Genomic DNA, 12673 nt, shown 5'->3' with positions numbered 1-12673 from the left:
GTCACGCCCGCAGCCGAGGCGTTTGATCGCGGCACTGCGACGGTTGTTTCCAGGAGGCGGCGGCGCTCTGCATGCGTGTTCAGTTGCTCGCTGGAAGCACCTCGTCGAGCCAGGCTGCAAAGCCCAGCATCGACTGGTCGCGGTTGATCTCGTTGAGGGTTTCGTGCCGCGTTCGCGGGAGAATTTGGGTGGTGACGCCGGTCAGCCCGGCCTTGTGCATCTCTCCGGCAAGCCAGGTGATGGCCTCTCCGTTGTCGGTGGCGGGATCCTCGGCGCCGCCAACCAGGTGGATGGGCAGCGCCTTGGGCAATTTCGTCAGATTTGCCGCGTCGCCACCAGCGTAAATCAGCCTGAACACGTCCTGCCACATGCTCACCGTGGCGTCCCAGCCGCTCAACGGATCGACCACATAGAGATCAACCTCGACGGTGTCGTGCGACAGCCAGTCGAAATCGGTGCGGCGGTCGGGCATCGCGCTGGCCCAGGCCTGAAAGGTGAGTTTGGGCAGAATGGCGCTCGGCGTATCCGAGCCCTTGAAAAAGGCTTCCAGCCTGAGCGCGATCTGACCGGCGCGTCCGGCCAGCCCGGCGTTGAAATTCGAATTCCACACCGCCAGCGCGGCACTTGCTCCCGGATGGGTCTCGGCGAAATTGAGCGCTATCAGGCCGCCCATGGAATGGCCGAAGGTGACGACCGGCAGGCCCGGATGGCGCTCGGCGATCAGCGCATGGATGGCGGCGACATCCGCTATCACCTTCGATGCGCCGTCCCTGGATGCGAATGCGCCGGGTATCGAATCGGGCGCCCGGGTGGCGCCGTGGCCGCGGTGGTCGTGGACATAGACGTGGAAGCCGCGGGAGGCGAGAAACCGGGCAAAACGCTGGTAGCGGGCGGCGTGTTCGGCCAGGCCGTGATTGATCTGCACCACGGCGCGCGGTGTGCCGGTTGCCGGCATGTGACGGACGGCAAGTGCGGCGCCGGTAGGGCTTTGACGGGTAAAGGGAGAAAAATCGCTCATCACCCATTGGCCATGCCCGGAGCGCGAAAATCAAGAGGGGATGGGAGATCATGTGGCCGGAGAATGCGTGTCACGCTTGCTCTTGCCGTAAAAATCGCTAGTTGAGGGGCAATAAGCCATGGAGTGCCGAGACGTGAGCGATCTGACCCTTACCCAAGCCATCGACAATATCTATGCGTCGATAACCAATGACAACGAAGAACTGGACAGCCACATTGCCGCGCTGAAGGCGGCGATGGCGCGCGAAGGCGTCAAGGAAGCGGTGTTCGAGCCGTCCAAACTGGCGCAGTCCAACCGCCAGGGGCGCAAGATCATGCAGTCGTATTTCCGCAAGAAGGGCGTGGCTGTCACTTTCTCGGCCTAAGCCTGTCATTGCCCTTCCGCGCCAATTCGACTAGACAGCGGGCAATCATCCAAATCATGTCTGGAGCGCATCGTGGCACGGCAGTTCATCTATCACATGGCGGGGCTCAACAAGTCCTTTGGCGCCAAGAAGGTCCTCGAAAACGTCCATCTGTCGTTCTACCCGGACGCCAAGATCGGTATCCTGGGTCCGAACGGCGCCGGTAAATCGACGGTTCTGAAGATCATGGCCGGGCTCGACAGCGAGTTTACCGGCGAGGCCTGGCTGGCCGATGGCGCGACGCTGGGTTACCTGCCGCAGGAGCCGCAGCTCGACGAGAGTCTCAACGTGCTGGGCAACGTCATGCAGGGCGTGGCCGAAAAGCAGGCTGTGCTCGACCGCTACAACGAACTGATGATGAATTATTCCGACGAGACCGCCGATGAAGGCGCGAAACTGCAGGACATCATCGACGCGCAGAACCTGTGGGATCTCGACAGCCAGGTGGAAATGGCGATGGAAGCGCTGCGCTGCCCGCCGGCCGAGGCCACCGTCGACAACCTTTCGGGTGGCGAAAAACGCCGCGTCGCGCTGTGCGCGCTGCTCTTGCGCCAGCCCGACCTGTTGCTGCTTGACGAGCCGACCAACCATCTGGACGCGGAAAGCATCGCTTGGCTCGAAAAGCATCTCAGGGAATATCCCGGCGCCGTGATCATGATCACCCATGACCGCTACTTCCTCGACAATGTGACCGGCTGGATTCTCGAGCTCGACCGCGGTCGCGGCATTCCCTACGAGGGCAACTATACCGCCTATCTCGACGCCAAGGCCAAGCGGATGAAGCAGGAGGGCCGGGAAGAGGCGTCGCGGCAGAAATCGCTCTCGCGCGAACAGGAATGGATCGCCTCGTCTCCGAAAGCCCGCCAGGCCAAGTCCAAGGCGCGTATCCGGGCCTATGACGAGCTGGTCAAGGCCGCTTCCGATCGGCGCCCCGGCGAAGCCCAGATCATCATCCCGACCGGCGAGCGGCTCGGCAACCAGGTGATCGACGTCGAGGGCATCTCCAAGGCCTATGGCGACCGGCTGCTGATCGACGACCTGACGTTCAAGCTGCCGCCCGGCGGCATCGTTGGCGTGATCGGTCCGAACGGTGCGGGTAAAACCACGCTGTTCCGGATGATCACCGGTCAGGAACAGCCCGATTCCGGCACCATCACTGTCGGTGAAACGGTGCAGCTGTCCTACGTCGACCAGAGCCGCGATTCGCTTGATCCGAACAAAAGCGTCTGGGAAGAAATTTCCGGCGGCAACGACATCATCAAGCTCGGCAAGCACGAGATGAACTCCCGCGCCTATTGCTCGACGTTCAACTTCAAGGGCGGCGACCAGCAGCAGAAGGTCGGCACGCTTTCGGGCGGTCAGCGCAACCGGGTGCACCTGGCCAAGCTCTTGAAATCCGGCGGCAACCTGCTGCTGCTCGATGAGCCGACCAATGACCTCGACACCGAAACGCTCGGTGCGCTCGAAGATGCGCTCGAGAATTTCGCCGGCTGCGCCGTCATCATCTCGCATGACCGCATGTTCCTCGACCGGCTGGCCACCCACATCCTGGCGTTCGAAGGCGACAGCCACGTGGAATGGTTCGAAGGCAACTTCGAGGATTACGAGCAGGACAAGATCCGCCGGCTCGGTGCCGACTCGGTCAATCCGAAGCGGGTGACCTACAAGCCGCTGAAGCGGTAGGCATCTGCCATCCCTGATACGCGACGCACAATCAGGCCTTGATTGGCCTGATTGTGGCGCGGTTGAATTGCATTGCTGCACGCATTACAATTTCGCGCAAAGGAATGCTGCGATGATCACACTCGATCTGCCGAAAGAGCTTGAACAGCTGCTTGATCGCTTCGCCAAGAATCTTGGTGTGAGCAAGGAGGAGTTTGTGCTTCAGGCAATCAGGGAGCGGATCGAAGATCTGGAAGATCTGGCGACCGCTGAGGCTGCTCTTGCCGACGATAATGGCGAACGCATCCCTCTGGCCGATATCATCGCCGAATTCGGCGACGGCACTGACGAAAATGGAAATTCTCTGCACGCAGCAGAATGACCTGGGCGGTCTCGTTCACCAAACCGGCGCGCAAGCAATTTTCAAAACTCAGCCCGACAGATCGCAGCAGGGTGCTCAAATTCCTGCATGAACGGGTTGTGCCTCACCCTGATCCCCGGTTACTGGCAAAGCGATTGCAGGCGAAGACTGAAGAGCTTTGGAGGTTCCGTGTCGGGGACCTGCGGATCATAGTGCAGATATCAGAGGGGCTGATGACCATAGTGGTCATAGAGATAGGCCATCGCAGGGAGATTTATCGTTGACCACCACTACTACCCTGATTACCGGCACCAATCGCGGCATTGGGCTTGAAATGGCCAGACAGGCCCTGGCCAAGGGCTGGACGGTCTATGGGTCGGCGCGGGAAGTTGTCAGCGATCCGGACGCGCATATCTGCGCGCATCCGAAGTTTCATGATCTCCAGTTCGATGTCACCGATCATGAGGCAGTGCGCGCGGCGGCTGCGAGTGTCAGCGAACCGATCGACATCCTGATCAACAATGCCGGCATCATCGGGCCGGAGCGGCAATCGACATTGGACATGGATTTCGATGGGTTTGCCAGGACGCTTGCGGTCAACACGCTGGCGCCGCTGGCTGTAAGCCAGGCCTTCCTGCCGCATCTCAGGCGCAGTTCAAGCCCACGTATTCTTACGGTGTCGTCGTGGATGGGCAGCCTGTCGCACGCCAAGTCCGACCGGATTGCCTACCGGGCGTCGAAGGCGGCGGTCAACAAGGTGATGCAGGGGCTGGCGACAGATCTTGAGCCGATGGGCGTGGCGGTGGCAATGCTGCATCCGGGCTGGGTCAGGACCGACATGGGCGGCGCGGCAGCCGATATTGACCCGGCGACGAGTGCCGCCGGCATTCTGAAAATTGCCGAGGGACTGACGCTCGAAGGCACAGGGCAGTTCTACAACTGGGATGGCTCGGCGCTCGACTTTTGAGGCGCGGGCATTACTCCAACCGGCAGCAGAACGGGTAATAAGGCGCAGAGAGACCCGGCGCACCGGTGGGCGTGAAGGTGAAATCGCGGACCGCGTCGCTCTCGTCTGTGCAGCCGCCCGGGGTGTAGGCGATGGTGCCGGTGACCGGATGACTGGTTTCGAGCTGCCAGGGATCTTCTGACGCAAAGCTGATGCTGCCGGGTGTGCTCTGGATGGTGTCACCGGAAAACGCGTCGATGAAGCTGGCGCTCATGCCGCCATTGCAGCTGAGCTCAAGCGCCCAGTTGGGCTCAAAGCCGGAGCAGATCATGGTCTGGCCGGTTTCGAGCAGGCGGTTGCAGGAAAGGTCCGCGGCGAGTGACGCCACCGGATGGCTCATGCTCAAGGCGAGGGCCAGGCAAAGCGGTTTTGAAAGTCCGTGGGCAGGCATCATCGATCATCTCCCTGATATCGTGACTGTCAGCTCCCCGAGCCCGTATCCTATCACAGTTTTGCAGCAGCGCGAATTGCACCCGCCAGCAAGGATGTACGCCCCCGCGGGATCCCCGCTGGCAAGCGTTGCCGGCGACGTGCGGTCACAAGTGTTCACGCATTTTGATTGGCTCATCACCGGCGCATTCGCTATGGGTCTGTTCCTGTTCAGCCATTTCCGGAGTGACCGATGACCTTGCCGATGTTTCCCGCCGAAGCGCCCGCCTTGCCCGAGATCCGTCCGGCGCGCCGGATCAAGGGCACTGTGTCGGCGGTTCTGGCTGCGCTTGGCGGTGATTTCCCGACCGAAGAGGTCCAGTCGCTAACAATGGATTTTGACGGGGTTGTCGGCGATTACCATGCCGGCCCGACCCGCAAATCCGGCAGCCGCGAGCCCTGGTACCCGCGCGGTACCGAAATCCGCAACGAGCGGCAGATATCGGTTGTCGCACCGGACGAACTGGCTATCGCTGCTGCCGGGATGGGCATCGACCGGATCGAGCCTGCCTGGATCGGCGCCAACCTGCTGATTGAAGGTATTCCGCTGCTGTCGATGCTGCCGCCGCGCACGCAACTGTTCTTCGAAGGCGGGGTGACGCTGAGGATCGACGGCGACAACGGGCCGTGCCGGATTGCCGGGGCGTCGATTGCGAATAACTTCCCCGACAGGGACGAGACCTCGCTGGCGCTCTCCTTCGTCAAGGCCGCCAAACGCCGCCGCGGCGTCGTTGCCTGGGTGGAAAAGCCCGGGGTGATCGCAAATGGCGAAACCGTCACCGCGCATATCTGGGAACAGTGGATCTATCCCGCCGGCTGATTGCTGCGCAATCCCCAGCAAGGGCGTTGCCCGGCTGCACCACTTCATGAGTTCAAAACCGCTGCGACATTAAGTTTGGCGGACGCGACATTGCGCTTGCCAAAACCTCCGGAATGACATAAACATATCTTTATATCATTTTCGAGGTTTCGTATGCTGTCTCTTTCTCCGCTCACACTTGAGGAATGCGTCGAGGTTCTCAAGGCCGCCGGCGAGCCGACGCGGCTCAGGCTGATTGCGCTGTTGAGCCATGGCGATCTGACGGTCAGCGAAATGACGGAAGTGCTGAGCCAGTCGCAGCCGCGGATCTCGCGGCACCTCAAGCTGTTGGGCGAGGCGGGGCTGGTCGAGCGCTACCAGGAGGGCGCCTGGGCCTATTTCCGGCTGACACGCGATGGCGTGCGCGCCAAGCTGATGCAGCAGGCGCTCAATGCGACGTCCTCATCGGATGCGCACCTGGCGCGTGACGCCGAGCGTCTGGCAACCGTCAAGCAGGCGCGGGCCAGCCGTGCGGAAGCCTATTTCTCGGCCAATGCGGAAAGCTGGAACGATCTGCGAAGCCTGCACGTCTCGGATGAAAAGGTCGAGGCGGAAATTCTCACTCTGATCGGGCGCACACCGTTTGACGGTTTGCTGGATCTTGGCACCGGCACAGGCCGGATGCTGGAACTGCTGGCTGACCGCTATCGCCGCGCCATTGGCATCGATTCCAGCCGCAGCATGCTGTCGATTGCCCGCACGCAGCTCGACGAGGCCGGTATCACCCATGCTTCAGTGAGGCAGGGCGACATCTTCAACCTGCCGCTCGAGCGCGAGAGTTTCGATGTGGTGACGATTCACCAGGTCCTGCATTTCCTGCACGACCCGCTGCCGGCGATCACCGAGGCCGCACGCATGCTCAGGCCGGGAGGCCGGATCGTGGTGGTCGATTTTGCCACGCACGAGCATGAGGAACTGCGTACCGAGCACGCCCATGCGCGGCTTGGCTTCAGCCATCGCCAGGTTGCAGAATGGCTCGAACAATCCGGATTGATGGTTGAGAAGATTGTCGATCTGCCGCCCGATACCGGCGCTACGCGAGCGCTGACGGTGACGATCTGGCTGGCGCGCGATCCGCGCCTGCTGATTGCCTCCGATATGCCTTCATCCAGCACAGGAACCGCCTGACATGACCAGCTCCTTCCGCTCCAGCGCAGAAGCTCTCTCCGAACGGATCAAGGTGTCGTTCGAATTCTTCCCGCCGAAGAATGGCGACATGGAGAGCCAGCTTTGGGAAAGCATCACCCGGCTTGCGCCATTCCAGCCGGATTTCGTTTCGGTGACCTACGGTGCCGGCGGCTCGACAAAGCAGCCGACGATGAACACCGTTACCCGGATCTGCAAGGAGACCGCGCTGGCGCCGGCGGCGCACCTGACCTGCGTCGGCTCCGACAAGGCAACGGTTGACGCCGTGGCGCGTGAATTCCAGGCCGTGGGCGTCAATCATTTCGTGGCGCTCAGGGGTGACCCGCCGGAAGGCGTGGGCGCCGCCTACAAGCCGCATCCTGACGGGTATGCCAATGGTGCGGAACTGGTGGCGGGCCTGCGCGCCATTGCCGATTTCGAGATCTCCGTGTCGGCCTATCCCGAACGGCACCCGGAAAGCCCGGATTTCGCCACCGATATCGACATGCTCAAGCGCAAGGTCGATGCCGGGGCAACGCGGGCGATCACCCAGTTCTTTTTCGACAATGACGTCTACGAGCGCTACGTCGAGCGGGTCCGTCGCGCGGGCATCTACATCCCGATCGTGCCCGGTATCCTGCCGATCCACAATTTCGGCCAGGTGGCACGGTTTTCCAAGCTCTGCGGCGCCTCGGTGCCGGACTGGCTGGCCCGGCGGTTCGATGGTCTCGAGAAGGATGTGGAGACCCGTTCACTGGTCGCGGCTGCGATCGCTGCCGAGCAGGTCAACGATCTGGTCGAGCGCGGGATTGACGATTTCCATTTCTACACGATGAACCGGGCGCAGCTGGTCTACGCGATCTGCCACATGCTCGGGCTGCGCGGCGATGAGGCGGGCTCGGTTGGAGCTGCCGCCTGATCAGTTCTGATCCGTCAGGCAGATAGATCCCGCGGCCAAGGCCTTATTTGTTGCCCCGTGGGCGGGTTTGCGTGCAGTGCGCAACAGGCCGGACAGACGGAGACCTCAAACAGAAAAGACGGGAGCGCCGAAACGCTCCCGTCCTTGAAATTTCGATTTTTATTCAATGCGCATCACCGTCAGATGAAGAGCATTGCTCCAATAAAAATGAACGCTGCACAGATCACAAGGGCATTGAGCGACTGCGTAAATCCCATGGTGGTCCTCCATCGCGTTTACCGTCAAATGATAGTCATGGCTGTGGCTTCGTGGAAAGCAAAATCGTTGCTGCACTGCAACCTGAATTGGGAAAATTCATCCGGGGCGGTCTTTCATCCATTTGAAAAAACGCGAATATTAGCGATTTAATAGGTTGTTAAGAATTTGTAAAATACCTCCTATCGGGGAAATAATCCGGTAAGCAACCCTTGCCTGTCCGCCGCAATTCCGCCTTACTTCCCGACGCTGGTTTGCCCGCGGACAGCGCCGCAAGCCCGCCGGATTCGCTTCGATCCTCACGAAAACAACGGGCTGCTGATGAGCTTACAGGTGCTGTGAAACCGGCTCAGCTGCGGAACGCGGATTCGAGCATGGCGGCCACGTCAAGCAGCCGCTTGTCATGACCGAAGCGGGCAACGGCCTGGATGCCGAGTGGCATGGCTGCATTATCCTTGAACCCCGGAATGTTGATGGCTGGCGTTCCCATCAGGGTCCAGAGTTTGTTGAAGCGCGGATCGCCGGTTGTTTCCAGTCCACGCGGCGCGGCTCCGGGTGCCGACGGGGTGAGCAGGATGTCGACCTCGCCAAAAAGGGCGCGGGTTGCGCCACGTCCGCGTTTGACCAGCCTGCGGGCCGCGTCATATTCCGACGGCGTTATCGCCTGGCCGCGCTCGATTGTCTGGAGCAGAACCGGACTGAGCTGATCGCGGTGGCGGGCAAGATCCGGACCGCAGGCAAGGCCTGCCTCGTAATCCTGAATGGTCTTGTGGGCGTCGCGGGCCTGGGCCAGGGCTTCGGGCTCGCCGATCTCGCCGACATCGAAGCCCGCATTGGCGGCGAGGTCCGCCGCCCGGGCAAGAGCATCGCGCATCTCCGGATCAGCGCCTTCAAGCTGGGCGCAGCGGTAAAGCCCGACGCGAATCCCGGCCGGATCGAAGGATGGCGTGCCGGTGGAGAGAGCAAGGTCCCGGCCGGTCAAAAGGCTTGCCAGCAATGCGACATCCTCGACGCCAGCGGCGAACAGGCCGACGGTATCGAGCGAGGGGGCAAAATTCTTCATGCCGGTGGCCGGCAACAGCCGGTAGCTCGGCTTGTAGCCGGTGACGCCGCAGAACGCTGCCGGGCGCACCACCGACCCGCCGGTCTGGGTGCCGATGGCAGCCGGAATCATGCCGGCTGCGATGGCGGCGGCGGAGCCTGAGGAAGAGCCGCCCGGCGTGTGGGCGGGATTGTGCGGATTGACGGTTTGCGCCGGATTGAAAAAGGCGAATTCGGTCGTCGCGGTCTTGCCGATGATGGTGGCGCCCTGTCTGCGGGCGAGATCGACTATCGCGGCATCGACGCGGGGCTGGAAGCCCTCATAGGCAGGCGATCCGTAGGTTGTGGGCTGGTCGAAGGTGTCGAAAATGTCCTTGATGCCGATGGCAATGCCTGCCAGCGGACCTTCGGTGTGAAGGGCTGGTGCCTCGGCAACATGGGCGAAAGCCCTGATGTGGCCGTCCTTGCGCTCGATGGCGTCGCGGCAGAGCGCCACCATCAGTTCCGGATTGGCCTTGCCTGCGTCTCGCGCCTTGATCAGCGCCGCCAGGCTCATCATGCGATTGGTGTCCATCTTGCCCCTCTCAAACCGGAAAGGCCGCCCGACCTATCCATTCCGTTTTATGCCCAGCCGGTTGTCCAGTGACAAGAGGCCAAGCGCAATCAGGCCAAGACCAAGCGCTTCGGTGAGCGAGAGGCTTTCGCCCAGGAACAGGACGCCGAGCAGGATGGCGGCGGGGGGCACCAGCAATGTGACCAGCGAGGCGGAGGTGGCGCCGGCGACACCGAGGATCCTGAAGAAGACGACATAGGCGAAAGCGGTGGAGACCAGCGCCAGCGCCAGCATGGCCACGATGACATCGGTTGGCGGCAGCGGCAGCGTCCACGGCCGGTCGACGATGAAAGCCAGCGGCAGCATGATCAGGGTCGAGGCCGTCAGCTGACCGGTGGCCGTGACGCGCGGCGAGATGTTCTTGAAGCGCTTGCCGAAGGTGGCGGCGAAACCATAGGAGATGGCGGCACCGACCACGGCGAGCATGGCCCAGAGCGGGCTGTCGGCAAGACCCAGCGCAGACGGGCCGATGAGCAGAACCATACCGGCAAGCCCGAGACCGCAGCCGATCAGCTTGGCGGGGGTGATCTTTTCGTCGGTCGTGAGAACCTGCGCCACCAGAACGGCCCAGACCGGGGTGGTGGCGTTGAGAATGGAGGCGAGGCCAGAGCCGATCCTGGTCTGGCCGACAAAGATCAGGGTGAAGGGAATGGCATTGTTGATCAGGCCCATGACCAGGAGTTCGCGCCAGCGGCTGCTCAATGTCTGGTAGAAGCCGGGCATGCGGCCGAACGCGAGATGCAGCGCAATGGCTGCGAGACTGACGCGGAACAGCACCAGCGTCATCGGCGGCACATGCTGTACTGCGACGCGGCCGAAGAAGAACGACCCGCCCCAGATGAAACCGAGCAGGATCAGGAGACCCCAGGTGGCGAGGTCCATCGAGCGGTTGGCGGATTGGGGCATGCGGGTTTCCTTGCGGTATCCACTGTTGCTTGCCACAGGCGTGGAACGCGCACCACCCGAAATCAGCGCCTGTACGGACAGTATGTCATTTGCCGGTTGTCTGGCCGGTTGATACTGTGCCGGTCCAACCTGGAGACAAAGATGCAACGATTCGCCACCGGTACCGACGCTGCACTCGAACTCAGGCCGGATCACCCGCTCTACTGCTTTCGGCCTGAAATTCTCAAGCAGGATGCGCGCCAGTTCATGAAGCTGTTTCCCGGCGACACAGCCTATGCGGTGAAGACCAATGGCGAGCCGATGGTGCTCAAGACGCTGGTCGAGGCCGGGGTGAAGATCTTCGACGTGGCTTCGCCGGGTGAATTCGCGGCGGTAAGGGCTGCGTCCAAGACGGCCGAGATGCTCTACATGCACCCGGTCAAGGCGCAGTCCGACATCAGGCTGGCGCTGGAAAAATACGGCATCCGGGTGATGTCGCTCGATCACGAGGACGAGATCGCCAAGGTGCTCCGGATCGTGCGGGCGCTGGACCTCGATCCGGGCTCGATCAGCATTTTCGTGCGGCTTCAGACCAAAGGCCACGCCATGTACGAGCTGTCGAAGAAATTCGGTGCGGCACCCGGCCATGCGGTGGAACTTGTGCAGCGGCTTGACCGGATCGGTTTCAAGGTGGGGCTGTGCTTTCATGTCGGCAGCCAGGTGGAGGAAGCGGAATCCTACGAGCTGGCGCTCAAATCCGCCGACTGGGTGCGCAACCGCGCCGGGGTGGCGCTGGTGGGGCTTGATGTCGGTGGCGGGTTTCCTGCGGTTTATGGGCATGATCCCAACCGCAAGGCAAAGCCGATGCCGCCGCTCGAGGAGCTGATGGGCGAACTCAAGTCCAACATCACCGAATGGGCCTTTGACGACATGCCGCTGGTGGCCGAGCCGGGCCGGGTGGTGGTGGCCCGGGCCTTCTCGCTGATCGTGCGGGTGCTGCTGAGAAAGGGCCGCAGGCTCTACATCAATGACGGCATCTGGGCCTCGCTGTCGGACAGCTGGACAGGCAAGATCACGCTGCCGGCACGGTTCATTCCCGACCCGGCGCGGCGTATCCGCAAGGGAAAGGCGGAAAACGTGGTTCCGTTCAAGGTCTGCGGTGCGACGTGCGATTCCGTCGATATCCTGTCGCGACCATTCTGGCTGCCTGAAACGGTGGACACCGGCGACTGGATCGAAATCGGTCATATCGGTGCCTATTCGCTGTCGCTCAGGACCCGCTTCAACGGGTTCTATCCCGATGATTTCGTCGAGGTGACAACGCCGTTTGGCGGCGAGGGGGCACCCGACGGCTTTGCCAGCCTGGAGACGATGGCGGATTGAGGGCAGCGGGCTCCAACCAAGGCTTCGCCGGGGTTTGGGGAACCAATGCTGCTGCTTGCGGGTTGACCGGTGCCGGCATCAAGGCGCCGGGCGGTTTTTGGCTGTCCAGTGATGACGATGCCGGCGCTGCAGCCGATCAATTCACAAGGGACGCCGAGAATGGAGAATCCGATCTTTTTCGATGACTGGGCCGGGATTGGCCGCATCCTGGTCACCGGGGTGCTGGCCTATGCGGCGCTGATCGTGATGTTGCGAAGCTCAGGAAAACGGACGCTGGGCAAGTTCAACGCGTTTGATTTCATCGTTACCATCTGCCTCGGATCGATGCTGTCGTCGATCATCATCAGCAAGTCCGTGCCGTTGATCGAGGGCATCGTTGCGCTGGCGCTGCTGATCGTTCTGCAATTTGGCATCACCTGGCTGTCGGTGCGCTGGAAACCGGTTGAAAACCTGATCAAGAGTGAACCCAGATTGCTGGTGCATCGCGGTGTCTACCAGGACAAGGCGATGCGGCGGGAACGGGTCACGATCGAAGAGATCACGGCGGCGCTGCATCAGAACGGCAGGACGGACCTGTCAGCCGAGACTTCGGTGGTGCTTGAAACCGATGGTTCGCTGAACGTGTTCGAGGCCGCCTGACGCGAGACTGACGCAACACATTGCGCCGCGCGCATCTGTCACGCGGTCCGGGTGCGGGTTTTGCGCTAGAATGGC

General features: G+C 61.8%; 13 protein-coding genes. 9 read left to right on the top strand and 4 right to left on the bottom strand.

Annotated features, from left to right (window positions below; genetic code table 11):
• Positions 1–79: 79 nt before the first annotated feature.
• Positions 80–1018: an alpha/beta hydrolase gene (locus WNY80_RS19705; RefSeq protein WP_342889113.1), complete on the bottom strand. Its 939-nt coding sequence runs from the start codon at positions 1016–1018 to the stop codon at positions 80–82.
• Positions 1019–1151: 133 nt separating this feature from the next.
• On the opposite strand from WNY80_RS19705, the gene WNY80_RS19700 reads away from it, so the two are divergent.
• From WNY80_RS19700 to WNY80_RS19685, 4 genes are all read left to right on the top strand, one after another.
• On the top strand, positions 1152–1382 hold the full coding sequence (locus tag WNY80_RS19700; RefSeq protein ID WP_342889112.1) for a hypothetical protein: 231 nt from the start codon (positions 1152–1154) through the stop codon (positions 1380–1382).
• 72 nt (positions 1383–1454) lie between these two features.
• Complete coding sequence (ettA, locus tag WNY80_RS19695; RefSeq protein WP_342889111.1) at positions 1455–3104, top strand: energy-dependent translational throttle protein EttA; 1650 nt, start codon at positions 1455–1457, stop codon at positions 3102–3104.
• A gap of 112 nt (positions 3105–3216) precedes the next feature.
• A complete protein-coding gene (locus WNY80_RS19690) occupies positions 3217–3465 on the top strand; it encodes a DUF6290 family protein (RefSeq protein ID WP_342889110.1) in 249 nt (82 codons plus the stop codon).
• Positions 3466–3724: 259 nt separating this feature from the next.
• The gene (locus tag WNY80_RS19685) at positions 3725–4411 is read left to right on the top strand and encodes an SDR family oxidoreductase (RefSeq protein ID WP_342889109.1); all 687 of its coding nucleotides are present in this window, start codon (positions 3725–3727) and stop codon (positions 4409–4411) included.
• Positions 4412–4421: 10 nt separating this feature from the next.
• Here WNY80_RS19685 and WNY80_RS19680 read toward each other — a convergent pair whose 3' ends face one another.
• Positions 4422–4844 (bottom strand): hypothetical protein, encoded by a 423-nt coding sequence (locus tag WNY80_RS19680; protein ID WP_342889108.1) that lies wholly within the window; start codon positions 4842–4844, stop codon positions 4422–4424.
• A 228-nt stretch (positions 4845–5072) separates the two neighbouring features.
• Between WNY80_RS19680 and WNY80_RS19675 the strand changes: the two genes are divergently transcribed.
• The 3 genes from WNY80_RS19675 (at position 5073) to metF (ending at position 7782) form a co-directional block, all read left to right on the top strand.
• The gene (locus WNY80_RS19675; protein ID WP_342889107.1) at positions 5073–5699 is read left to right on the top strand and encodes a molybdenum cofactor sulfurase; all 627 of its coding nucleotides are present in this window, start codon (positions 5073–5075) and stop codon (positions 5697–5699) included.
• Positions 5700–5852: 153 nt separating this feature from the next.
• Positions 5853–6866, top strand: coding sequence for a metalloregulator ArsR/SmtB family transcription factor (locus tag WNY80_RS19670; RefSeq protein ID WP_342889106.1), 1014 nt, complete (start codon positions 5853–5855; stop codon positions 6864–6866).
• A gap of 1 nt (position 6867) precedes the next feature.
• Positions 6868–7782 carry a methylenetetrahydrofolate reductase [NAD(P)H] gene (gene metF, locus WNY80_RS19665; RefSeq protein ID WP_342889105.1) on the top strand — a complete coding sequence of 305 codons (915 nt, stop codon included), beginning with the start codon at positions 6868–6870 and terminating at the stop codon, positions 7780–7782.
• Between the two features lie 604 nt (positions 7783–8386).
• Here the strand turns inward: metF and WNY80_RS19660 are convergent.
• Both WNY80_RS19660 and WNY80_RS19655 read right to left on the bottom strand, forming a co-directional pair.
• A complete protein-coding gene (locus WNY80_RS19660) occupies positions 8387–9652 on the bottom strand; it encodes an amidase (protein ID WP_342889104.1) in 1266 nt (421 codons plus the stop codon).
• 33 nt (positions 9653–9685) lie between these two features.
• Complete coding sequence (locus WNY80_RS19655; protein WP_342889103.1) at positions 9686–10597, bottom strand: DMT family transporter; 912 nt, start codon at positions 10595–10597, stop codon at positions 9686–9688.
• Positions 10598–10738: 141 nt separating this feature from the next.
• On the opposite strand from WNY80_RS19655, the gene WNY80_RS19650 reads away from it, so the two are divergent.
• A complete protein-coding gene (locus WNY80_RS19650) occupies positions 10739–11959 on the top strand; it encodes an alanine racemase (protein ID WP_342889102.1) in 1221 nt (406 codons plus the stop codon).
• Between the two features lie 159 nt (positions 11960–12118).
• Complete coding sequence (locus WNY80_RS19645; protein ID WP_342889101.1) at positions 12119–12598, top strand: YetF domain-containing protein; 480 nt, start codon at positions 12119–12121, stop codon at positions 12596–12598.
• The last annotated feature ends 75 nt before the right edge of the window (positions 12599–12673 follow it).

Source organism: Hoeflea sp. AS16 (assembly GCF_038900095.1).
GTDB lineage: Bacteria > Pseudomonadota > Alphaproteobacteria > Rhizobiales > Rhizobiaceae > Hoeflea.
The sequence above is the reverse complement of the archived record's forward strand: the minus strand, read 5'-3'. Positions and strand labels throughout refer to the sequence as shown.